The organism is Gordonia sp. KTR9 (genome assembly GCF_000143885.2).
In the GTDB taxonomy this organism is placed as follows: domain Bacteria; phylum Actinomycetota; class Actinomycetes; order Mycobacteriales; family Mycobacteriaceae; genus Gordonia.
In genome coordinates, this window is sequence record NC_018583.1 from 1 (window position 1) to 23,333 (window position 23,333).

At 67.2% G+C, this 23,333-nt stretch carries 21 protein-coding genes; all 21 read left to right on the forward strand.

Translation table 11 applies throughout. The features are described from left to right. Positions 1–71: 71 nt before the first annotated feature. Positions 72–1,043 carry a ParA family protein gene (locus KTR9_RS25570; RefSeq protein ID WP_044508797.1) on the forward strand — a complete coding sequence of 324 codons (972 nt, stop codon included), beginning with the start codon at positions 72–74 and terminating at the stop codon, positions 1,041–1,043. 227 nt (positions 1,044–1,270) lie between these two features. Further along, on the forward strand, positions 1,271–1,621 hold the full coding sequence (locus tag KTR9_RS25575) for a hypothetical protein (protein WP_144066077.1): 351 nt from the start codon (positions 1,271–1,273) through the stop codon (positions 1,619–1,621). Positions 1,622–3,542: 1,921 nt separating this feature from the next. Beyond that, positions 3,543–5,189: a cutinase family protein gene (locus KTR9_RS25585; RefSeq protein WP_044508694.1), complete on the forward strand. Its 1,647-nt coding sequence runs from the start codon at positions 3,543–3,545 to the stop codon at positions 5,187–5,189. Positions 5,190–5,334: 145 nt separating this feature from the next. Beyond that, a complete protein-coding gene (locus KTR9_RS25590; protein ID WP_014928866.1) occupies positions 5,335–5,859 on the forward strand; it encodes a hypothetical protein in 525 nt (174 codons plus the stop codon). Then, the gene (locus KTR9_RS25595) at positions 5,856–6,704 is read left to right on the forward strand and encodes a hypothetical protein (protein ID WP_014928867.1); all 849 of its coding nucleotides are present in this window, start codon (positions 5,856–5,858) and stop codon (positions 6,702–6,704) included. Before KTR9_RS25590 ends, KTR9_RS25595 begins: the two co-directional genes overlap by 4 nt. A 17-nt stretch (positions 6,705–6,721) precedes the next feature. Beyond that, positions 6,722–8,092, forward strand: coding sequence for a hypothetical protein (locus tag KTR9_RS25600; protein WP_014928868.1), 1,371 nt, complete (start codon positions 6,722–6,724; stop codon positions 8,090–8,092). Positions 8,093–8,097: 5 nt separating this feature from the next. Then, on the forward strand, positions 8,098–8,727 hold the full coding sequence (locus KTR9_RS25605; protein ID WP_049942638.1) for a hypothetical protein: 630 nt from the start codon (positions 8,098–8,100) through the stop codon (positions 8,725–8,727). A 44-nt stretch (positions 8,728–8,771) separates the two neighbouring features. Beyond that, positions 8,772–9,065: a hypothetical protein gene (locus KTR9_RS25610; protein WP_044508698.1), complete on the forward strand. Its 294-nt coding sequence runs from the start codon at positions 8,772–8,774 to the stop codon at positions 9,063–9,065. Positions 9,066–9,090: 25 nt separating this feature from the next. Continuing rightward, positions 9,091–9,360 (forward strand): hypothetical protein, encoded by a 270-nt coding sequence (locus tag KTR9_RS25615; protein WP_044508700.1) that lies wholly within the window; start codon positions 9,091–9,093, stop codon positions 9,358–9,360. Next, on the forward strand, positions 9,306–9,980 hold the full coding sequence (locus KTR9_RS25620; protein WP_144066078.1) for a hypothetical protein: 675 nt from the start codon (positions 9,306–9,308) through the stop codon (positions 9,978–9,980). The genes KTR9_RS25615 and KTR9_RS25620 overlap by 55 nt, the downstream gene beginning before the upstream one ends. Positions 9,981–9,985: 5 nt before the next feature. Continuing rightward, entirely contained in the window at positions 9,986–10,882 is an 897-nt protein-coding gene (locus KTR9_RS25625) for a hypothetical protein (protein ID WP_014928870.1), read from the forward strand. Further along, positions 10,876–12,384: a hypothetical protein gene (locus KTR9_RS25630; protein WP_014928871.1), complete on the forward strand. Its 1,509-nt coding sequence runs from the start codon at positions 10,876–10,878 to the stop codon at positions 12,382–12,384. Before KTR9_RS25625 ends, KTR9_RS25630 begins: the two co-directional genes overlap by 7 nt. A 39-nt stretch (positions 12,385–12,423) precedes the next feature. After that, the gene (locus tag KTR9_RS25635) at positions 12,424–13,920 is read left to right on the forward strand and encodes an SCO6880 family protein (protein WP_014928872.1); all 1,497 of its coding nucleotides are present in this window, start codon (positions 12,424–12,426) and stop codon (positions 13,918–13,920) included. A 25-nt stretch (positions 13,921–13,945) separates the two neighbouring features. Next, positions 13,946–15,025, forward strand: coding sequence for a hypothetical protein (locus KTR9_RS25640; protein WP_014928873.1), 1,080 nt, complete (start codon positions 13,946–13,948; stop codon positions 15,023–15,025). A 21-nt stretch (positions 15,026–15,046) separates the two neighbouring features. Further along, a complete protein-coding gene (locus KTR9_RS25645; RefSeq protein WP_014928874.1) occupies positions 15,047–17,008 on the forward strand; it encodes a hypothetical protein in 1,962 nt (653 codons plus the stop codon). Then, complete coding sequence (locus tag KTR9_RS25650; protein WP_014928875.1) at positions 17,005–17,403, forward strand: hypothetical protein; 399 nt, start codon at positions 17,005–17,007, stop codon at positions 17,401–17,403. Before KTR9_RS25645 ends, KTR9_RS25650 begins: the two co-directional genes overlap by 4 nt. Next, complete coding sequence (locus KTR9_RS28195; RefSeq protein WP_014928876.1) at positions 17,396–19,420, forward strand: transglycosylase family protein; 2,025 nt, start codon at positions 17,396–17,398, stop codon at positions 19,418–19,420. Before KTR9_RS25650 ends, KTR9_RS28195 begins: the two co-directional genes overlap by 8 nt. After that, positions 19,417–19,965: a hypothetical protein gene (locus tag KTR9_RS26645; RefSeq protein WP_014928877.1), complete on the forward strand. Its 549-nt coding sequence runs from the start codon at positions 19,417–19,419 to the stop codon at positions 19,963–19,965. Before KTR9_RS28195 ends, KTR9_RS26645 begins: the two co-directional genes overlap by 4 nt. A gap of 42 nt (positions 19,966–20,007) precedes the next feature. After that, positions 20,008–20,709, forward strand: coding sequence for a hypothetical protein (locus KTR9_RS25665; RefSeq protein ID WP_014928878.1), 702 nt, complete (start codon positions 20,008–20,010; stop codon positions 20,707–20,709). Further along, the gene (locus KTR9_RS25670; RefSeq protein ID WP_014928879.1) at positions 20,706–22,637 is read left to right on the forward strand and encodes a type IV secretory system conjugative DNA transfer family protein; all 1,932 of its coding nucleotides are present in this window, start codon (positions 20,706–20,708) and stop codon (positions 22,635–22,637) included. The genes KTR9_RS25665 and KTR9_RS25670 overlap by 4 nt, the downstream gene beginning before the upstream one ends. Then, positions 22,634–23,041: a DUF4913 domain-containing protein gene (locus KTR9_RS26650; protein WP_014928880.1), complete on the forward strand. Its 408-nt coding sequence runs from the start codon at positions 22,634–22,636 to the stop codon at positions 23,039–23,041. The genes KTR9_RS25670 and KTR9_RS26650 overlap by 4 nt, the downstream gene beginning before the upstream one ends. The last annotated feature ends 292 nt before the right edge of the window (positions 23,042–23,333 follow it).

A 23,333-nucleotide genomic window follows, 5' to 3' on the forward strand; every position in this document is an offset into this window, starting at 1 on the left:
CGATGTGCGCTGTTATCCTCTGCGCATAGCGGACCCCAATGCGCCCGGGAGGCACTGCCTTCCTGCGGTCCATGCGCACCACCCCATTGGAGGACTCAGTGCAACACCTATCTCAACCCGCACTAGCTCGGGTTGTCACGATCGCAAACGGCAAGGGTGGCGTCGGTAAGACGTCAACGGCGACAAATGTCGCTGGTTTGGCCGCTGCCGCCGGTTGGCACGTCCTGTTCATTGAGCTCGATCCGCAGGGCAACGCGGGACGCGACCTCGGCTACGAGATGGATGGGTCAGGCGACTCCGGACAACAGATCTTCGACGCGATCATGCAGGAGAAACCACTACGACCCAGTCTTGTCAACTACCGACCCAACTTGGACGTACTTCCAGGTGGGAGCGGACTCGACGATCTTGAAGCGATACTGATCGGTCGTTCTCAGCGTTCGCCAGGTTCACACAGGCAACTCGCAGATGCATTAAGCCCCATCGCAGATGATTACGACCTCATCATCATCGATACCCCACCTACACGACCCCATCTTCTACGGTTAGCGCTGGCTGCAACACGTTGGATCGTCATCCCGACGAAACCGGACGACTCGAGCATCGACGGCCTGCAAAAACTCGCTGACGAACTGGTTAGTGCCAGATCAACAAACCCCGACATCGAGGTCCTGGGCGCCGTGCTTTTCGGTATCGAGGCCGCTGCGAAAGCCATTCGTAGAGAGGCGCGGGCCAAGCTAGACGCAGCGCTCGGAGGAGTGGCCCCGCTGTTCAATTCCGTTGTGCGTCATAGCACCATGACCTCGGTTCAGGTACGGGAGAAGGGCTTGCTTGCCCACGAGCTGGCCGAGCAAGTCGACAACGCCGAGCCGTACTGGAAGGCCCTCAAGGAAGGCAGGCGGCCCGACCGTGTGCCAGGCACCGCGCCGTCTCTCGCAGAAGACTACGTCCTCCTCGCCCAGGAGATCCTCCAGGAGATCGACCGACGCGAGACCGAACAAGATTCCTCCGCGGAGCCGGCACACGAAGGAGCACCTGCCTGATGGCCACCGATCGCAAGCCTGTCACCGGTCTCGCGAGGACCGGTAGCGTCCCGGGGCCGCCGCCCCGTAGACCAACCACTCCTACAGCGGCACCGGCGGCGACCCCACCAGTACCCGACGGCCCAGCGCTACCGCACAATCGACCGCAACCGGCAGCGTCTACTCGGCCTGTCTCGCGAGGTGCCCGACGCCCGAAACGCGTCGAAACCCGCCCAGACGAGATGCTGGTGTCAGTCACCCTGTCGCTTCCCACGCCACTCTGCACAGCCACCAAGGCACACAACAAGCAGAACGAAACAACCATTGCCGGGACATTGATGGACGCGATTGTCGCCAATCACGACCGCTTGCCGGCGTTAGTAGAGAAGCTCAAACGCCAGCACCACGACGATGGGCTGTTCGTACGAATCGAAGCCAGACCAGAAGAAGAGCGATCTTCGCTGACGTTCCGGATGCTTGGTCGCAACCTGACTGTCATCGATCGCTTAGTTGTCGAAGTTGGTGCCGAGAATCGCTCGCAGCTGTGCAGGGCGGCTCTAGAAGCCCACCTCCAGTCTCAGTCGGTGGATTCGGAGTAAGCCGGTACACCCAATCCTCGGACGGTTCATCCCTGCCGGCTGGCGGTCCGCAGGCACGAGCTGCACACCCAAACCCGCGGCGTCCCTGCAGTCACGCGGGGGAGGGGTGATGGGTCCGCGCAACTAAACGCAGTTCGATAGGTGAGGGTCGCCGAAGGGCGTCTGATATCTGGGTTCGTATCAGAACGAAGCAACGGGCCCGCAGGGAATTGCCAATCCATACCGTTGCGGGCGAGCCTGGGACTCACCCGCTTCGACGGACGCGCAGAGAGCACGCCCTTTATTTTGGTCTAATATCGGTGTAACTTCGGTTTGCCACCACCAATGGCGTCTTGTGGCGCGGCGCGATGTCCAATGACTGCGCAGCCTAAAGACTGGTCTTGCCGGATCGTGCTCGCGGGTCGGGTTGGAGGTTGCAGTAGACCAACCCGGCCCGCTGGGCCACCGCACCTAGCAGCACCTGAGGAAACTCCAAGTTTGTGTCAGTCCGCTTGCTCTGACTGACTCGCTACGAACTCAGCGAACCGCGCTTCGTATCGCCGAACCTGAGGCATTGGCATCGGGTAGCCGGCTAGCCACCTCAAGTAGTTGAGGTCATCGCTGTCAGAGGTGGACTCGCCTTCCGGTGGTGGCATTCGTAGATGATCGTCAAGAACAAGGATTAGATCAGCGAGAGTGTCATCACGACGCGCTATTTCTGCTTGCCTGATTATCCACGCTCGGGTCAACCTGTCGGTCGCATGACGAAGATTCGCAACCACAACGCGCTGGTCCTCGTCGAGCGAAGGCGACAGGTCATCGACTGCGCGTACCTTCCGAGCGAGTTCGGCCAGCGCGTCGGTTCGAATGAACACGCCGTAAGCAGAGGGCGTCAGAGGACGTGTGGGGCGAGAAGAGACCGGATCATTCGTGCCCGGGGCCAGATCGGTCGTGGGTTCGTCCTGCAGAGGTACCGGGTCACCTCCCTCGAATGCGCGCGCGGCGCTTCCGGGGGACCACCGCAGCGGAGCGTCCAGCTTGGTCAACGTGACGAACCGCGGTTTAGCCATTAAACCTTGCTCGAGGCGTCGCATAGTCGGGTCACTCGGCCCGCCGGCGAGACTTACATCGGCTTGCGACATTCCCAGTTCCTGCCGGCGCCGTTGCACGAGGCGCCCAAAGCGCAAAGCATCGGCCACACCCGCACTCTAGGCGCTATAGACCGGTCCGGGGCGTGCCCCCTACGGTATGCCACCAATGATTGCCTAACTTCGGTTTTCAATCGGTCTACTGTCGGGTTATAGTACGTATCGACGGTCGATATTGATCGGTTACTGCACGGGTCAAGTTGCCGATTGAGCGGCTTTTGGCACCTGGCGAGACCCATGTACACCATGTAGGCACAGGGTCTCTGTCTCGAAGTTTGACCCCGGCCGGACGCTGCCAAGTTTGGCGACTCGAACGGCGTCCGGACCGGGTGATTACCAGCTCGATGCGGTAAGTGCGGGCATCGAGGCGGGCGTTGCTCAGTGTACCTGCGGGTATGCGCGGGCAACGGTCGTCTGGGTGGGCTGCTCCTACAGCTTCGAGGAAACCCTTGGAGTGAAGGAACTCGCATGACGAACCTTCTTGAGCCCGATCCTCGTGGGCCAGATTGGTCTGGGCGTGTCGCTGTCGACTTTCGATCGATGGCACAGGTCCCAGGCTCCGGAGAGGGACGGTCAGATTGCCGTCGAACAGTCCCTCTCCGGAGTGGTGGTTGGCGACTACGCGCGAGCGCGATTGATTTGCCGTCGAACGGCTCACGCGTGGTCACCCGAGGAGACAGCTCCCTGTCTGTCGATGGGGGGCTGTCCCGGTGACCAGTGTAGAGATGCATCGTCCTGTCCAGAGGGGTGGACAGGAGTCGCGACATTCGAGCTGGGCGGCGACCTTGGCAGTCATGGCGACGGCCGTCATCGCCCTGGCCAATGTCGGGGTCGGGAACGTGTCTGCCGCGCCGGCGCAGCCGGGGGGCTGCCCTGGTCTGATGGTGTATGCGGTGCAGGGCACCGGCCAGTCGTCGCCAGACGCCGATCCGTCGAAGGATGCGGGCTTCCTGTCTCAGATACTGCACCCGGCGATCACGGCCGCCCGCGGTGATATGGACCGCGCGTACGTGCCCTACGACGCCGGCTTCGGTGGTGCCGTAGCGGGCGGCAAGGTCCCGTACGAGCAGTCGGTTCAGGGCGCGGTCGCCAAGACACTGTCCTGGATCAAAGAGAAGGCCGCCGCGTGCCCGGCCACGAAGTTCGGTCTGGTCGGCTACTCCCAGGGCGCTCACGTCACACGGATCGTGTTGAACGACATCGTTGGTGGCAAAGCAGCGATCGGCGCCGACAAACTGGCCCTGCTGGCCAACCTCGGCGATCCCGGCCGTCCCGAAGGGGCTTCGTTGTTTCCCGGCAAGCCGGGGCAGACCTCTCCCGACCCGGTGCCGGGAACAAGCGGCACGAACGTATCCAAGGTCGTGGCGGCGTCGACGACCAACGCCCCGGGTGGCGGCATCGCTCCGGCCGGCGATGTCGAGGACACGTCGTACCAGGCCATCGCGGGACGCTATCTGTCCGCGTGCACGCCCGGCGACCTCGCCTGCGATGCCCCGGCGAACGCACCGCTGGCGCGGTTGGTCACCAACATCGCGGGTCAATCGGAACTCAACCCGGACGATCCGATCGGGTCGTTGTCGACGATCGCCGAAGCGCTGGCATTGACCGCAGTGAAGACCGCGGTGCCGGTGGTCAATGAGGATGTCCAGGCGCCGGAGAACAATCTCGAATCCGTGAGTTATCAACCGCGACAGACCCTGTCCGAGCGGTTGGCCGTGGCCTCAGACCCTCGTACGCCGTTGCCGAGTGTCCAGGACGCGTTGTCGGCGGTCATCAAGGTGGGCACGATCGGGTTCAACGCGGTGAAGACCGTTGTGCAGACAGTCGCCACCCCGAGCACCATCGCCGCGATCGCTACTGCGGGTGCTGCGAATCCACTGGCCATCGTCGGCATTCTGGGCGCAAAGCTGGGCCAGGCAGCGGTTACGCTGGTTCCACCGGCAACGCAGAAACGCCTTGTCTCTGAGGCGTTTACCGCGTTCAAGTCCGAGTTTCAGGCGAACTCCGACCTGTTCAAGGTGTCCTCGCTGTTGAAGTACTGGGATGCCGCCAAGCAGCACACGTCGTACTCGCAGGTATCGGCCACACCGACGGGCCAGCCCCCGACGAAGCTGATCGGGGATTGGATCGTGGCGGCCGCGCGCGACATCGCCGGCAAGGACGGCGGTTCGTCGAACTCGTCCGGTAGCGGCAGCGGCAGCGATGACTTTTCGTGGCTGTTCGGCGAGGGGTCCGGTTCGTCGACTCTTCCATCGTTGACCACGACGTCGTTGCCGCCGAGCGCTGCGACGTCGGAACCGGCGTATCCGTGGGAGCTCGACACTTCGTCACCATCGGCTCCGGCCGAGACCGTTCCCTCGGAGTCCTCACCGGTCCCGCAATCCACACCTCCTGGCGGCGCGTCCGGCCTTCCGCCGTTCCTCAGCGGGGCCTCGCAATGAGTCTGACCGTCCTCTCGGCCAGCCCTTCCCGCGTGTGCGGGCGCGGGTTGTGCCGCGCTTGTGGTGGTGGTCGAACCACCACCTCCAGCTAGACCCTTCCTCTCCACTAGCGCACTCAACGAATCACTCCGGAAGGAGCGAGTACATGTTCAGTGACAGTGCAATCCGGCCCCCGTTCGGGGGACATGCCTCTCACAACCCCGGCCATCCGAACCGTCCCATCAACCCGCAGGGTGGTGAGCCGGCGTGGTTGAGTCCCATCGATCTGATCACCGCAGTCACCGACCCGGCCACGTCGGTGGTCCTGACCGATGAGAACGGCTGCGCGTCGACTCGATGGGGGATGGGCAACGGCCTCAGCATCACGCGGCTCAAAGAGGCTTACGACGAACGGGCGCGGTGCGTACTGCCCGGTGACCGCGGCTACCGCCTCGACGCGAACAGCGTTGTGCTGGTGGTCGGCTCGAACGGCTCGTTGCCGGACGAGCTGCTGGTCGGCGCCACCTACCGCGACGTGTTCGACGACACGCTGCACACTATCGATCCGTTCTCGCTGACCGCGGTCCGGCGCGGTGTGTTCGGCGATGAACATCCCCTGCACTGGCACCTCGCCGCGTGCGATCGCTGGACCCGCGCATACCGCCACGGGAACGAGGTGACGTTCGGATGAGCACTGATTGGCAGAACGACCCGAGCGTGCAGTCCTGGCTGCACACCAGCGAGCCTCACTCCGACCAGCTCACGGAGTGGGTTGACGACCCGACGCGCCCCAAGCAGGACATCACAGCAGGGGGCGTTGACCAGGTCGACGACACTTACAGCTACGCCCAACTCGATGACGCTGAATCTGATGACGCCGATTTCGGGGAGGTCGCCGAGCCCGCAGTCGAGGAGCCCCCGTACACCGATAACGTCTATGCCGCAGCGCCATTCACACGAAGTGCGCCCGCTCCGACCCCGGTTCGACGTCGGGACCGCCGGTGGCTGCTGATCGTGGCGGCTGCCGTTGTGGTGGCGGTCATGGGGCTAGTGGCGATCGCAGTCATGATCCGGGGCCTGGTCAGCGGCGGCGGCGAGGACGGCATCACCGATCCGGTTGCTGCGATGGATACCCCGGACCCGTTCTCCGATGCGGTGGAATGCCCCTCGACCAGTGATGGAGCCACCACTACCGGCCGCGACCCGGGCGACCTGACGTCGGGGCCGAACGTGATCAAAGCGTTCAACTACGCCTACTTCCACTGGCGTTCGGGACCGGCCGCGCGGGCGATGGCCTCGTCCAATGTCGAGGGCATCGGCAGCGCGGTCGATTTGCAGTCGAGCATCGACACGCTCAATCCCCAAGCGCGGTACTGCCTGTCGATTGAGGAGACCGGTTCCAACACCTATCGCGTGGCGGTCACGTTGATCCTGCCCGACGGGACCCGCGACCCCGACCCCGATGTCCAGAACATCACCACCACCCAGATCGGCGAACGCACCTACATCGCGTCTGTCACACGAAACAAGAAATAGAAAGGTCACCCCCTCCCATGTACATCACCTCACCAGCGGTCACGTCTCCGCGGTTCGACACCCCGCCCCGGCGGTCGCGGGCACAACGCCGGCACCGCACCGCCCCACCAGCCACCCCATTCGTCGGGACAGTGCTTGCCGCGCTGATGGTTTCCGGTTCCTTCGGCGCCACCCTCCTGGTCGACAGCCCGGCCGCAGCCTACGAACAGGGCGGTATCGACCAGGGCGAGACCGACGATGGATTCGAGCAGGGTGGGGTCGGCGGTGGTGGCGGCGACGACGCAACCCCACCGGTCGCACCTCCGCAGCAGACTGCGCCGAGCTACAACTACAACCCCGGTCCGGGCGCTATCCCGGCACCGCCCCGGGAAGCGCCATACCGGCCCTACGCCGATCCGCAGGCGTACAACCAGCCCAACTACGACACCGTCTACAACCCGGCGCCGCCGCAGGCCTACACCCTGCCCCGCCCGGTCGCGCCGGTCCGCCCGATTGCCCCGCCCCCGAAGACGTTGCGCGTGGGCAACTTCCTCGTCGAGGAAGACCAGCTCAAACGCGATGCTCCCTGGCTGACCGACCGTCAGCGGGTCTCGATCAACGAGTGGTCGGCCTATGGCGAAGCGAAGATCGCCCAGGGCCTCATCTCGGTCGGGGTTCCCGAGGACGAAGCGTCCCGCCAGGCTGCCGCCACCATCATCGGTGTGGCGCTCGGCGGCACCGCAGGTGCGGTCGCCCTCGGCGTGCCCGCCGCAGTGACCGGCGGTGTCGGTGGCGCGTTGATCGGTACCGGCGTGGGAGCCGTCATCGGGTCGACCATGGTGGTGCCCTTCCCCGGCGCGCACACCGGAACGGGCGCGGCGATCGGTGCGGCCGCCGGTGCGGCGATCGGTGCCGCGGCCCTGGGTATCCCCGCGGCGATCGTCGGCGGTGTAGCCGGTGGAACGGCCGGTGGACTCCTCGCGCACGCCCTGGGTGCCGGAGATCCGGGTGCGAACCCGCGTCAGCCCGGGCTGCCCGGCCAGCCCGACCCGAACCGCCGCGTCCCGCAACCGCCGCGTCCGCAATCGGCTCCGCTGCCCAATCCCGGCGCCAACCAGTTCGAGGTGCATCTGCCCGCCGGCCAAGCCGCCAAAGCTGGTCTGCCCGCAGTGCACTACCAGGTCAACGTCGGTGGCGATGTCAACGCCGAGACCACCATCGGCGACCAGACCTACACCGCCAACTGGACCGCGGAGCAGGCCGACGCCCCCTACAAGGCACTCGGTGGTGCCGCCGATCAGGTGCGCAAGACCGTCACCGACGCTGCCGTCGACCTCTCCCGACAGGCGGAGAAGGCAGTCCCGGGTCTCAAGGTCACCTTCCCGCAGCTCACGCCGAAGGGGGCATAACAACGATGGCCGCGAGTGTGGAGACGGTGTCGGCGCACAACGCCGGAGCGATTCGGGGTGCGTCGATTTTGCCGCCGAGCGCGTCGGAGATGCTGGGGCGGCGCACGACACGGTTACCGGCGCATCTGGTGGCGGCCGTGGGCTGTCATGGCGGTGCCGGAGTGTCCACGCTCGCGGCCCAGCTCGAGCATGTCGGCGATTCCGGCCAGTTGTGGCCAGGGCGGGCCGATGAGCCGCCGTTTGCGGTACTCGTTGCGCGGGAATCGGCGCGCGGCCTGGCCGCGGCGTCGCTGGCCGCGCGCCAGTACGCGACGAACAATGCGCCAGCACATGTGCAGCTGCTGGGGTTGGTGCTGGTAGCCGGGCGGAAGGGAAAGCCGACCGCCCGGCTCCGCCGCGATCGGGAATTGCTTGTCGGGTCCGGGCTTTTCGCGCACGTGTGGCACGTTGCCTGGCACGACTTCCTCGTCGACACCCCGCTCAACGAGTTGCCCTCGACCGGTCCCGACCCGGCCCCAGCGGCGCGGCGCACCGATCCGCGCACCGTCGTCGCCCCGGACATCGCCGCCGTCGGCCAGGGCCTTCGTGACGCCGCAGTCGCGGTGATGTCAGGCGACGCCGGCACAACCCCATAACGGCACAACTCCACAACCTCCACCCTCACGAGAAGGAAGAGATCATGCTCCAGTCCACGCTGGCCTCGGCCAAAGCCACCACCACCTACGTGGCGTTCAACCCCATCCCGATTCCCGGTTTGTCGGACCGGCTCAACACATTCGGCGGGTGGGTCACCTTCCTGGCCTACTTCGCCACCGCCGTGGCGATCGTCGTCGGCGGCGGCTTCATCGCCTTCGACAAGATCACCGACCGCGGTGACAACAAGGGCGTGAAGATCGCGATCGGCGCGATCGTCGGGACGATGGTGATCGCGGCCAGCGCCACGATCATCCAGGCTGCGGGCGGGCAGGGGTGAGCCGTGCGGACCGAAAGCTACAGCGATGAACACCACCATGACAGTGGCGTACGCGAAACTGCCTACCGAGGTGATGAACAACATCACCCTGATCGGCGGCTGGTTCGTGTTCGTAGCCAACATGCTCGCACTCGTGCATCTGGTCTTTCTGGGCGCCTCGATCGCGTTCGACAAGGTGCGCGAGCATCCACTCGCACAGATCACCGCGGGGGAGTGGTTCACCAAGATCATCTTCGGGGTGTGGGTGGTCGCGATCGCCGGCAACCTCGCCGCGGCGGTGCTGGTCTTCGGCTGATCGCCGCTCTCGTTGCCGCCTACGCGCTGGCCGGGTTGCTGACCGGATGCGGATCAGACCCCGACACCGCCACACCGTCGACGCCGCAACAGATTCCGTTGACGACGCCACCCACCGAGCTGCGATGGGTGGAGTTCAACGGCATGCGCATTCCCCAAGCCGCCGAAGGCCCCACCGAGGTGACAGATGCCGTCGCTCCGGAAGGGTTCGACCGCACACCGCCGGGAGCTGGGCTGGCCGCGGTCAATGCCATCGTGCGTCTCTCGGTTGCGCTCGATGACCAGTGGCCGCAGGTGGTCCGTGAACTCATCGCACCTGGACAAGCACGAGATGACTTCATCACCAACCGCATTCAGTTGTCGACCACATCGGGTGTGCCCGCTGGTCAGGCCCCGCAGGTGCAGGGCTGGAAACTGACCGCGTTCACCCCCGACAAGGCATCGGCCGACATCTACACCCGGCTGCCGGACGGCTCGATGACGGTCAACCACACCACGGTCGTGTGGGCGCCCGCGTTCGGTGATTGGCGGCTGCTGCTGCCCGACGCCGCGGCGGGCGCCTCACCGGTGGACGCGATCACGGCCACGCCGACCGACATGGTCGCACTGACAGGAGCCTAACCATCATGAGCACCCCTGATCCTCGCGAGGACCTCGGCCGCCTTGCGGCGCTGCACTCACTGCGCCAGTCCGGCGGCTACAAAGGCACCACCCTGGTGCTGTCGCTGCTGGTGTTGACCATCGTCATCGGCATGGCCGTGCTGGTCGCCGTCCGCGGCGACGATGACGATACGTCGGCTCCGCCACAGGTCACCGCCACGGACACACCGACGTCGGGTACGCCGCAAACCCCGGTCACCCGACTGCCCGACGACGCGTTCGGGGTGCCCACCACCGACACCCGCGGCCGCCGGGTGGAAACCCCGACCAACCCGCTCGGCCAGGTCCTCCCGCAGACCACCGATCCCTCGGACACCGATGAGCCTGAGGCTGTGCTCCCACCACCGGAGGGATTGATGTGGCAGCGCGTGTACGGCGCGACGATCCCGTTCTCCACTTCGGACGGTCCGACCGCGATCAGCACAGACGGGGTACCCACCGGGTTTGCCCACACCCCGCAGGGCGCGGCGCTGGCGGCCTGGCAGATCGGCCAGCGCGCCACCTGGGCACCTGATGATCAGAACGTCGCGCTCCTTGATCGCGCAGCCGTGGTCTCTGAGGCCGCTCGTCCCGAGGCCGACACTCTGCGCACCAATGGCGCGCAAGTCTATGCCGGTAACCCTGAGTTGCCCGCGCAGATGCGGGATGTGCCGGTCGCGGTCCGTATCACCACCTACTCGAAGGACTTCGCCCACGTCGAGTTCGCCCAACCTCTCAATCGTGACGACGGCTTCACCGCCATCTCGGTCGGTGTCGACATGGTCTGGCGCGACGGTCAGTGGAAATGGGTGGTCCCCGAACCCGGCAACGATCCCAGCCGCCTGCTGATTTCGACCACTGGCGATGGGTGGACCCCATGGTGAACCACCACAACGACTCTCACCTCTGGGAAACGCGTTCCGGCCGACGGGGGCGTCTGCGCACTTTTCTGACCGGCCGCCGGACCCATGTAGCGGTCGTGGTGGCGCTGATTGTCGCGACGGTGTCGTCGTGGGTCGGTGCCGGCAGGGCCGCCGCGAACCCGCTGTGCGACGTCGCGGGCCCGTTGAGCCGCGCGGTGTGCGGCGCCGCGGGCAACGCGGCCAGCAATGTGGCCGGCAGTGTGGTCGGCGGGTCGTTCGAGAAGATCGTCAACTCGTTGCTCGAGGGCTACCAGACGATCCTGACGTGGGCGTTGGCGTGGTGGATCAAGCTGCCGAACCCGCAGTTAGACAACAAGTCTTCCCTCATGCAGGAAGTGCACGACCACACTCTGCAAATCCAGATCGTGGGCCTGACGTTCTCGCTGATGTTCTTCGGCCTGCGGATGATGATCGACCGCAAGCGCTCCATGGCCGATGACGCTGAGGAGGGCTTCAAACTGATCTTCCGCTCGGCGATGGCCACCGCCGCGATCCCGCTGGCACTGACCGTCGGCGGGCAGATCGCCGACGGCATCTCCAACTGGCTGGTCAGCGAATCGGTGACCGCAGGCGGCGGCAACGGCGACACCATCAAGAACTTCCTCAAACTCAACCTGCTGACCAACTCCGCGCTGGGCACCACCGCCATCGGCATCTTCGCCCTCGTCGGATTCCTCGGCGCCTTTTTGCAGTTGGCGTTGCTGGTGGTGCGCGAGGCGATGTTGCTGCTGGTCGTCGCCGCGCTCCCGGTGGCCGCGGCATTCTCCGGCACCGGCCCCGGGTCACAGAGCTACCAGCGGCTCGTCGCCTGGTCGGTGGCGTTCCTGCTGTTCAAACCCGTCGGCGCGCTGACCTACTTCGTGGCTTTCCGTGCCGGAGCCTCCAAAGACAACGCCCAACAGGTCGTGCTCGGCATGGTGCTGATGATGTTGTGCGCGTTCGTGTTACCCGCACTGATGCGCCTGATTGCCCCTGCTGTGGCGAGCATGGGTGGCGGCGGCTCGGGTGCCGCGGCAGCCGGCACGGCCATCGGTGCCGGCGTCGCGGCGGGCAAGGTCGCGGCCATGGCTGCCTCGGGCGGGGCGACCGCCGGGGCCAGCGGCGGTGCGAGCGCGGGCGGCATGTCCTCGATCGCCGGTCGCGGCGGCGGTGGACCCTCGGGCGGTATCTCCACGGCATCGGCACCCTCACCACCACCGCCATCGGGCGGTGGCGGACCCGGCGCGCAACCCGCCCTCTCCGGCGGCCAGGGCGGACAGGCCAGCTCCGGCGGCGGTGGCGGCGGCGGTCCCACCTCCGGGCTGGGCGACGCGATGGGATCGGCCGGCGGACTCGCCGGGGCAGCCATGCAAACCGTCGCCGACAGCGTCGAATCCGAAGTCGAATCCACCAGCTCCGACCCGTCACTGAGTAGTCCGCCGCCGATGCGCTCGGGTTGGAACGAACACGCCATGGCGCACTAGCCGCCCACCCCATCTCTCTGACTGTCGAAAGAGGTTGTCATGACAGACAAAGCGAGCACCCGCCGATTGCTGTACCGCCCGGCCGCGGCGTTCCGGTCCTCCGGCGCGTTCGGGTTCACCATGTTCTCGACGATGGTGCTGCTGGTGTTCATGTTCGTCGCCGTTGTGGGCCTGATGCTGCCGCTGCCCGGTGTGATCAAGTTCTTCGGGCTGCCGTTCACGCTGGCAGTGCTGTTTGTGCCGCTGGTGGTGTCGCTGCGGGGCCGCTCAGCCTGGGAGTTGGGCATGGGTGCACGCTCGGTGTCGAAGGCCCGCTGTGCCGGTGAAACTCTGCTGCGGTCCGGGCCGTTCACGATGATCCCCGACGGCACCCCACTACCGGGGCCGCTGGCGACGGCCGAGACGTTCGACTTCTCACCCGGCGACGGGTCGGCACCGTTCGGTCTGATCAGGTTGTCGTCGAAGAACTTCTACACCCTGGTGCTGCGGACCTGGCCCCAGGGCGGGGAGTGGAATGACCAGCCTGTGCGCGATCGCTGGGTCGCCCGCCTCGGCGACATGCTCACCTTCCTCGGGCAATCGCCGGACTTCGTGGCCGCGACGATCACCATGGAGACTCTGCCCGAGTCGGGGATGCGGGCCTCGACAATCGTGCGGTCCCGGCTCAAGGACACAGCACCGGCGCTGGCCCGCAAGATCATCATCGAAGCCACCGAAGCGGTACCGACCGCCGAAGTGCGCCTGGAAGCCCGGATCGGATTGACCTGGCGCGCGGACACCATGCACCGCAAACGCGATGCCACCGACATGGGCAACGAGTTGGCGCGTCGTCTCGGACGGATTCGGGACTACTGCCACGCCGCCGGTCTGCGGGTGCGGCCGATGCTCGAACGCGAAATCTGCGCGATCGCCCGCCGCAGTTTCTCCCCGGCCGACGAGCTCGACCTCGAGATCGGTCTGATGAGCGGTGAACCGATGCGCCTGCGGTGGGAAGACTGCGGACCGACCTCGGCCTCAGACCAGCACGGCCGCCTGCTTCACGATGCGGCGCAGTCGATGTCGTGGACGATGCGCAACGAACCCGAGGCGCCGTTCGATTCCAACGTGCTTGCTGATCTGCTGTCCCCGCACAGCGACGTGCCTCGCAAGCGGGTCACCTTCGTCTACCAGCCCTACACCCCGGCCCAAGCCACCACGATCGTCAACAAAGACCACAACGATGCCCGCCAGGCTGTGCGCACCCACGTCGGCAAACTGCCCGAACGCGCATTGGTGCGCCTGGACAGCGCCGAAGGCGCCCGCCAGGAACAGGCCCGCGGTGCGGGCGTGACCCGGGTGTCGATGGTCGTGACCGCCACCTGCCCGATCGGCGCCGATACCCAGAAGATCGACACCCTCGTCACCGATCTGGGCCTCTCGGCGGCCACCCCACTCGAACCGGCCCGCGACGAACAACTCGTCACCTTCTGCGCCGGACTGGGTTTCGGTGTCGTGCTCTCCGAAGAGAGCACCGTCTCCGACAAGCTCGCCGCCTAACCAGGACAGAAAGGACCACCCTGCGATGCCGACGCTCCCGGCCCTGACCTCGCTGCTCCAGCGCTCACGCGCCCGCCTGTCCACCTCGGCGACGACGCTGCCCCAGATCAGCACCGTCCTGTCGATCACCGAGCACCGCTCGGCCGGCGGTCACGACTACGGCCTGATCCGGGCACACGCCACCGGCCACTACACGGTGATCCTCGCCGCGACCGGCGCGACGCTGCGCGACTGGCAACAGCTGTGCGACTTCACCCGCATCGACTTCGGTGCCGACGCCTGGGATGTCGTCGCGGTCACCGCCGTCGCCGATACCTTCCCGCGCACCGACACCGCCCACCGGCAGTGGATGGACACAGATCACCACTACCGCCTCGACGTCGCCGACCTCGCCACCGACACCTATCTGGCGGTGACGTTCGTGGCGGCCACCTCAGCAATGAAGTCCACACCCGACGAAATGGCCGTGGAAGTGGGCCGGCGTTTGCACACCCTGATCGGGTCCCTGCACGCCGCCGGGCTGCCCACCACACCGCTGACCGCAGCGCAGGTCGCCGCGGTCGGGGTGCGGGCCTACCGCGGCGGTCTGGTCGATGACGCAGCGCCCGCGTTCGCCGACATCGCGCCGGACTCGACACCACACCGGGTGCGGGATGTGTTCTGCCACAACGACCTGGTCTCGGCGACATGGGTGATCGCTCCGCACGTGCTGGAACCGCCCCACGCGATGGGTCCGGTACTGGGCCAGCTGCTCGAGCGTGACCCGACCACCCCGCGCACCCGGTTGGCGATCACCTGGCGGGCGACCCGGATCGCCGAGACCATCGCCCCCGACGACCCGATCCGGGCGACCTTTCAGCCCACCCTGCAGCGTTTCGGCGCGACGCTGACGATCACCGAGCCGCGCCCTCGTACACCGTCGTCGATCCCTCGTGCGCCGTCAGTGGACGCCCTGCGTGCCCGGTTGCCGCTGTTCGCCCGCCTCGGCGTGCGCAACGGCTACGACCGCCACGCCGAACTGTTCGCCGCCGGCATCGGACTCGGGGTGTTGCTGCCCGAACACGGCGACATCACCGACGAAGCCCTGCGCCACCGCCACCGCTAACCGATTGCGAGACGCCCCACCATGACTGTCACTGACCTCCGCACACCCACCACCGCCGCCACTGACGGCGACACCGCGCCCTCGACGTTGCGCCTGGATGCCGGTGCCGCCTCGGCCACCCGGCCGAGCACCAAAGAACGCTCGGCCAAACCGACCACGTTCTACGACGACGACACCCGTGAGGACCTGCTCGACACCGCCCGCAGCGGTGGAGTCAACGGCTACCTCGCCCGACAGAAACTCGGCAACGACGCCCGCCGGCGGGAAAGCCACGAAGCCGCCATTGCCCGGCCGATCCAGTTCGACGTGCCCGCCCTGATCCGCACCAACCGGGGCTTCGACGGGCGTGGCGGCGGCCGCGTCGCCCACGTGCGCCGACCCAACGAACTGCGCGGCACCACCGCGCACGTGCCGGGGTTCTACCCGTTCCCCATCGGCGCCTCAGCCCCCCTGGACGGCGCGCCCGTCGGCTCGCACCTCGACACCGGACAACCCGTCGGGTTCGACCAGATCGGCTGGTTCGAAGCCGGACAGATCACCGCACCCTCAGCGATGGTGTTCGGCCTCAACGGATTCGGCAAAAGCACCCTCAACCGGCGCATCGTCTGCCACGACCTCGCGACCGGGGTCCGCCCGCTCATCATGGGCGATCACCGACCCGACTTCGTCAACATGATGCGCCAGATGGTCCTGCACGACGACAACGGCCGGGTGCAGTACCGCGAGGACGGCATCACCCCGGTCACCCCGCAGGTCACCAGCGTCGGATTCGACTCGCCGATGAACCCGCTGGCCGTGGGCACCTTCGGCAACCTCATCGCCCGACTGCCCGCCGCGGCCCGCCAGCTCGCCGAACGCGAAATGCGGGCACGCCAGGTCACCGCCGCCACCGGCCTGCTCGAGATCAGCTCCGGACGTCCCATCGCTCCGCACGAGGAGACGCTGCTCACCACCGCCCTGCGGGTGCTCTACGGCACGGCCAACGAGTTCACCCTGACCAATGCGCCCCTGCCGGGCGATGTGCTCAACCTGCTGCGCCAGGTCCCGCAGACTCTCATCGACGCCACCGCCCGCGACGCCGACACCAATCCCGAACTGCGCCGCGCCCACCAAGACCTCCTCGATGCCTCCGGCGCCCTGGGGCGTCGACCCCACGACGCGATCGCCGTCGACCGCTACCTGCTGCTGACCGAAAACCTGCGCCAGTCACTCGACCAGCTGGTGTCGGGGCAGTTCGGCGAGATCTTCAACGCCCCCACCAAAGAGCCCATCGACATCGACGCCCTCGGGGTGTGCGTGGACATGTCCCGGCTGCCGGCCAACGCCCGCAAGCTGCGCGCCGCAGTACTCCTGGCGTGCTGGTCGGACGGATTCTCCGCCGTCGAAGCCTCGCATCTGCTCTCCGATCACGGCCTGCAAGAGCCCCGCAACTACGACCTGGTGTGCGACGAGTTCTCGCTGGTGCTCGGTGTCGGCAACGGCATCGTGTGGCGCGTCGACGAAGTGACCCGCGTCCAGCGCGAACAGGGCACCGGCAGCCTGTTCACCACCCACACCGTCAAGGACCTCCAAGCGTTCGACTCGATGGAAGATCGCCAGCGCGCCATGGGCTTTCTCGACCGCGCCCGGGTCAAGGTGTGCTTCCCGCTGCCCGAGGACGAAGCCTCGCTGATGGAGGGCAAGGTCAACCTCAACGAGAAAGAAGCCGCCACCCTCGCCGAGTGGGCCACCACCACCCGCGGCATCGACGACCCGGTCGTCTCCGAGATCAGCGAAACCGACTGGGCCGACGGGGTCCGCGCGACCGGCACCGAAACCAACACCGTACCGCCAGGTATGGGCAAGTTCCTGATCAAAGAGGGTGAGCAGCCCGGTATCCCGGTGCAGATGCGGTTGACCGCCACCGAGCGCGCCACCGAGATGCACAACACCAACAAGCGCTTCAACCGCGGCCGCGGCGCCAAATCCGGATCCGCGGCATGAGCACCGACAGCGACCCGGGGGTGGCCACCCCGATCGACCCGCAACCCAGCGCCTGGGAACAGGTGCAGGACTGGGTGGTCGAACCCAACCCTCGCCGCACCGCCCACTCCGAGGAAGTCCGGCGACTGGCCGTGCGCGCCGTCGCCGAGCTACTCGCTCGCACATCGCTGTCGCTGACCGCCGCGGCCGCCGACGTCGCCGCCAACATCGGCGCCGGCACCAACAGCGTCATGCGGTGGTGCCGGGCAGCCGGGGTCGGCCGCGACGTCACCGCCCGCGACCGCGAATGGGCCACCCGCCTCGACGTCATGCGCTCGATGAACAAGGCCCTCACCGAGCACGTCCGCGACCTCGACACCACCACCGCCGACTATCGGGGTCTGCCTCGTGGGTGAGGGCAACGCCTCCAAACTGCTGGTGCCGCTGCTGGCACTGGTGATGGGGTTCTTCGCCTCGTGCACGGTCATCATCTCCGTGGCCGGCGACGACGACGCGTGTCTGCCGCTGACCAGCGGCATCGACCAACCCGCCGACGCCTCCCTCTCACCCGGCGCCAAGGTCAAGCCGATGAAAGTCAAGGACTTTCAGATCACCTCCGGCTACGGCCCACGCGACGGGGCGATGCACGAAGGTATCGACCTGGCCGGGGCACTCGGCGCACCGATCTATGCCGCCGCCGACGGCACCGTCACCGCCGCCGGGACCGCCTCGGGGTTCGGGCACTGGATCGTGCTCACCCACAACATCAACGGGCACGTGTGGTCCACGGTCTACGGGCACATGTTCGCCGACGGCGTGCTGGTCAAAGCCGGCCAGAAAGTCACCGCCGGACAACACATCGCCAAGCTCGGCAACGACGGCCAATCCACCGGCCCGCACCTGCATTTCGAGGTGTGGGATGGCGGGCACCGCGACTTCACCGGCGGCCGCTCGGTCGATCCAGCCGGGTGGGTGTCGACCAGCCCCGAACCCGGCGCCGCCCCGGCCGGACGAGCTCCGGCCCAACCGGGCGGGCCGCGGGTGCTCACCGCACCCCGGGTACTGCCCGCCGCCGACGTGGTCACTGCCGCCGACTGGGATGCCGTGGCCAAGCACGAATCCGGCGGCAACTGGAAGATCAACACCGGCAACGGCTACTACGGCGGATTGCAGTTCGCGGCGTCGACCTGGACCGGCGCTGGCGGCGGACAGTACGCGCCGACCGCCGACAAAGCCACCCGCGAACAGCAAATGGAGGTCGCCAACCGCGTCCTGGGTTCCCAGGGCTGGGGCGCCTGGCCGACCACCTCGAAGAAGGCCGGGGTCACCGGCAAGAAACCCGCTCCCGCAGGCACGTTCCTCAACGCCGCCGCGGTGCCGCCACCGGCAGGCGCCCCCAGCGGCCCGCCCGCACCGTCGGCGCCGTCGGGCCCGCTGCCGCCGCTGCCGAAGTCCAAGGGCTCCGAAGCGCACTTCCAGGTCGACACCATCCGCCTCGCCCGCGCGATCGCCGCCAAGTTCCCCCAGATCCAGACCATCGGCGGCTGGCGCGCCGACGGCGGCGGCTACAACGACCACCCGTCCGGCCGCGCCGTCGACGTCATGATCCCCAACTACACCTCCGCACAAGGGATCGCGCTCGGCAACGCCGTCAACAAATACATCCTCGACAACAAGAAGCACTTCAAGCTCGAGTACACGATCTGGCGTCAGACCTACTACCCGGCCGTCGGCAAGTCCAACATCATGAACGACCGCGGCGACCCCACCCAGAACCACTTCGACCACGTCCACGCCACCGTCGAAGGCCACGGCATGCCCCGCGGCAATGAGGTCTACACCGCCCCCGATATCACCGGCGGGATCAGCGCCGACGAGAGCGCCGACTGCGGCCCGGTCGAGAACCAGCACGGCGGGGGAGTCGACAACCTCGCCGCCGGACGCGTCCCACCGGCCTACGAGCCGTGGTTCCGCAAAGCCGGGGTGCTCTGCCCGCAGATCAGCTCGGCATTCCTCGCCGGAATCGGCAAGCAAGAGACCGGATTCAACGCCTCCCTGGTGTCCCCCGCAGGCGCGAAAGGACCGATGCAGTTCATGGACTACACCTACCCGTCCTGGGCCAAAGACGACGACGGCAACGGCCGCGCCTCGGCCACCGACATCGGTGACGCCGTCATGGCCGCCGGCCGGTTCTCGTGCGCAAACGCCAAACAGATCGACGCCGCGATCGCCTCCGGACGGGTGAAGGAACCCGCCGAGGGCCGCGAAATTCTCTACGCCTACGCCTACAACGCCGGAGTCGGCGCGGTCCTCAACGCCGGCGGAACACCCACCGGCGGCGACTACGACACCCAGACCCGCCCGTACGGCCAGAAAGTCATCGCCTACGCCAAACAGTTCGCCGATCAAGGACTTCCGGAGAAGAACCGATGAACCACCACCCCCATCGCCACCTCCTGGTCGTCCTCGCGATCGTGCTGATCGCCGCACTGGCCGGATGCTCCGGCAGCGACGACACCGCTGAACCCGCACACGGCCACGATGACCACGGCGAGCACTACAGCAGCCCACCGGGCCTGCCCGATCGCGACGAACCGATCGGGGTGTTCACCACCACCGTGACCACCATGTTCAGTTGGCAACCCGCCACCGACACCTCACCCACCGACGCGCTGCGCCGCACCCGCGCCACCCTCACCGGCCAGGCACTGGCCTCGGCGGACAGCCCCGCCACAGTGCGGCCCAGCGCCCAGTGGGGCGCCTGGAAGCACTCCCTCGACGTCATCACCGCCCGCGTCGAGGGCGCCTCGGCAGTGCTGATCTCACCGCAGAAGGCCAGTGCGCACGGCACTGTCACCCAAACCGTGCTCGGCATCGACGCCACGGTGACCTCCTACCGAAAGTTCGCCGTCACAGCCGAACTCGTCCGCATCGACGGCCACTGGAAGGTCGCCACCTACCCCCGCGCCGACACCTGACCCGCCGACCGCCCAACACCGCCCCTCGAAGGAAGGCACACCATGCTCGACCCACACAACGTCACCCAGGACAACAGCCGCGAAGTCGACGACATCTTCGACGAAATTCGCACGATCATGCGTCACTCCCGCCGTCGCGCCGACGACGCGCTGCGTGAGGTCCGCAACCAGCAGCACAAGCGACGTGCCCGGCAGACCCGCGCCCAGCAACGGCTGAACTCCGCGCGCGCCACCGGCGCCCGTCCGCCCCGCTACACCGACACCAGTGCCGAACGCCACCCGCTGACACCGGATCTGATGGCGCGCTGGGCCGGAGCGCACGCCGCCGCCGACCTGGCCCGCGAGGCCGCCGCCGAGGCCGCCCGCGGCGGTGACACCGCCCGGGAAGCCCAGACCCAGGCCACCGTGCAGCGCGCCGAGCAATGGGCGCACGCCTGGGATGAGCGGCTACGTGAGGCCGGCGTCGACCCCGACACCATCTCTGGTCGCGACCGCGACAACGACCTCGGCGAGGTCGCCGACACCGATCTGCTCGACCAGGTGTCGACCGCGGCCGCGAACTATGCCATCGACGTCGACGACGCTGCGTCAGCGGGCGGGCACCGCTCGACCAGCGAGCTCATCGCCGACACCGAACCCGCGCCCGAAGCCGCGTTGATCGCCGCCGGCGACAGCGGCTGGCAGATCACCCCGGCACCTGACGTCGGCGCCAGCGTCTCCCTCGACACCGGAGCCCAGCTGTGAGCACCACCCATCGCCGCGACCGCGGCCAACACGAGTCCATGGTCGGCTACTACCTCGCCGCAGTCGTGTTCGCGCTGCTGGCGATCGTCTACGTGTGCTGGCGGGCGGGTTGCTGGCTCACCGGTCAGCCCGGCCCAGTGCTAATCAACCCGGCCACCGCCGCCGTCGACGGCACATTCCAGTGGCCGGTGGCCTCCACCGTGCTCCTCGTGGTCGCGGTCATCGCCGCCGCCGTGGTGACCGTCATCGTGGCGCGTCATCGCGCCGCCACCGCCGTGCTGCGCGAGTTCGACCAGGTGGCACAGTTCCTTCCCCGTCCCCGGGAACTGCACGCCATCACCGCCCGCGACGCCAAGCACTCCGCGCAGCGCCTGCGTGGCCGCGACGCCATCACCGGGCACCTCGACTACGGGCTCGCGCTGGGATCGCTGATCGGATCAGGAAAGTCCGCGCTCTACATGAGCTGGGAATGGGTCGGACTCATCATCGGCGGACCCCGATCAGGCAAGACCACCGGCTACGCCATACCCATGATCTGCCAGGCACCCGGAGCCGTGTTCGCCACCTCCAACAAACCCGACATCTACGACGCCACCCGCTGGGTACGCGACCGCAACGACCTCACCACCCACGCCGCCAAGGCCGACACCACCCGACAAGGGCTGCGCGCACTATGGGCCTACCGCACCCAGCGGCGCGAACCCCCACGCACCCGCGGCACCATCTGGCTCTCCGACCTCCAACACATCGCCGGCACCCAGGGCCAGCAGTGGTGGTGGGACCCGTTCTGGTGCGTGCACGAACTCTCCGACGCCCGCGAGCTCGCCGCGATCTTCGCCGGAGCCGAAACCGCCGAAGGATCACGCCTCGACGCCTACTTCGACGGCGGCGCCAAAGAACTACTGGCCCTGCACATCCTGGCAGCATCGGTCGGTGGGGGAGACCTCAAACACGTCGACGGCTGGCTCACCGACCCCACACTCAAAGTCGCCCGCCAAGTCTTGACCCGCCACGGCCACCACGACGCCGCAGCCAAGATCGACACCGCCGCCAACCTCAACCCCCGCCAGCAAGACGGCCTCTACGACATGGCGCGCCGGTTCATCAACGTCATGACCGTGCCCGCCTACGCCCGATCAGTCCTCCCACCCCAACGGGTCCGGTTCGACGGCGATAACACCGTCGGCAGCAACGACATCCGCCACGACCTGCCCAAGTTCGATCCGCAAGCGTTCGTCACCTCCACCGACACCATGTACGCCCTGTCGATGGAAGGCGCCGGCGCGGCCACCGCCCTGACCACCGCCCTGGCCGACACCATCTTCAAAGCCGCCGTCGCCCAAGCCCGACGCAACGGCGGACGGCTGCCGGTGCCGGTCGTGGCGGTGCTCGACGAGGCCGCCAACGTGTGCAAACTGCCCGAACTGCCCGACTGGTACTCCCACTTCGGCAGCCAGGGCATCGTCATCGTCACGATGCTCCAATCGCTGGCCCAGGCCGCGAAAGTGTGGTCCAAAGACAAACTCGACATGCTCGTCGACTCCTCGAACGTCTACATCTACGCCGGCTCATCGAACAACGAGTCCTACCTGTCCGGGCTGAGCCGCATGATCGGCCAACGCGACGTCCGCCGCCGCAGCCGCTCGCATTCCAGCTCAGGTTTGGGATCGACCAGCACCAGCGAATCCTGGTCCAGCGAACCCATTCTCGGGATCGACGACCTCAAAGCACTACCCGCCGAACGCGCAGTGCTGGCGACCTCCGGCAACCGCACCGTCGTCACCACCAAGAACTCCTACTGGCTCGGCCCCTACGCCGAACTGATCGACGCCTCCAAGAAGGCCTGCGGGGCAGAACGCGCAGCCCAGCAGGCCGCACTGTCTGCCTCACCCCAACCCGCCGCCCTCCGCGAAAGGACTTCCCGATGACCACCCCCGCCACCGACACCCCAGACGACGACCCGCGCGCGCACTGGCGGTTCACTTCCGGCGCCGACTGGTTCACCAACTGGCTCAGCCACATCAAGGCTGGACGTTTCGACCGCGACACCCGCTGGTGTGCGCAGTGGTGGCGCCACGACGAAGTCGTCATCCGCCTCGAGGAGCTGTGGAAGGCCTGGGAGACTGCCCGCCTGAGCGAAGACCCCGCCGCCCTGTCGTCGTGGTGGACCGCCCACCTCGACGCCCACTGGCGAGCACTCACCGCGGGCAACGGGCCGCTCTATCTGTGCACACCCGACAAGCACACCAACACCGAGACACTCACCGACACCTGCACCCCACCACCGCCGGGATGGTTCGACCCACCCGTCGACCACACCACCGCCGCATAACGCCTGAGAGAGCCATGTCATGCCGCCACTGATCCATATAGCGCTCGTCGGGTGCTTCGTGCTGCTGGTGGTCCTGACCATCACCGGGGCCATCGTCGTCACCAAAGCCACACTGCGCCAACGCCGCACACCCCCCTCACACCACCACGAGTCTGACCACGACGGAACACCATGACGACTAACCGACACCCACACAACAACGCCCCCGAAGGAGGCCAGTCGTGATCGCCATTCCTCTCGCGTCGTTTCCGCCGAGGCAACCCGGTCGCCAACCACGCCACCCACGTACGAA